Genomic DNA, 266 nt, shown 5'->3' with positions numbered 1-266 from the left:
GCCTTGGGAAATCCGTATGAAGCCCCTCGTGAAACTGGTGAAGCTCAACCGCCTTCCATACAACCCCAAACGGGATCCCCAGGTCTACCGCCGCTGCCCCGGGCAGTCCTTCCATGTCCAGGCCCTGCTGGACGGCCGCGGCAGCGCCCGCTGCCGGCTGACGGACGAGGGCGGCGCCACCCTGGCCGAGGCCGAGGTGGCGCTCCCCGGCACCTTCCCTCACGAGATCGTCTATTCCGAGCCCGGCGTGCACATCGTCACCTTGA

At 67.7% G+C, this 266-nt stretch carries 1 protein-coding gene; it reads left to right on the top strand.

From position 1 onward, the window contains the following. Positions 1–16: 16 nt before the first annotated feature. A partial coding sequence (locus ACTFO6_RS18885; protein WP_439935891.1) for a hypothetical protein occupies positions 17–266 on the top strand: 250 nt, incomplete at its 3' end.

The organism is Pelomicrobium sp. G1 (genome assembly GCF_051905455.1).
Lineage (GTDB): Bacteria > Pseudomonadota > Gammaproteobacteria > Burkholderiales > UBA6910 > Pelomicrobium.
Note: the sequence above shows the minus strand (reverse complement) of the source record. Positions and strands in the feature narration are given on the sequence as shown.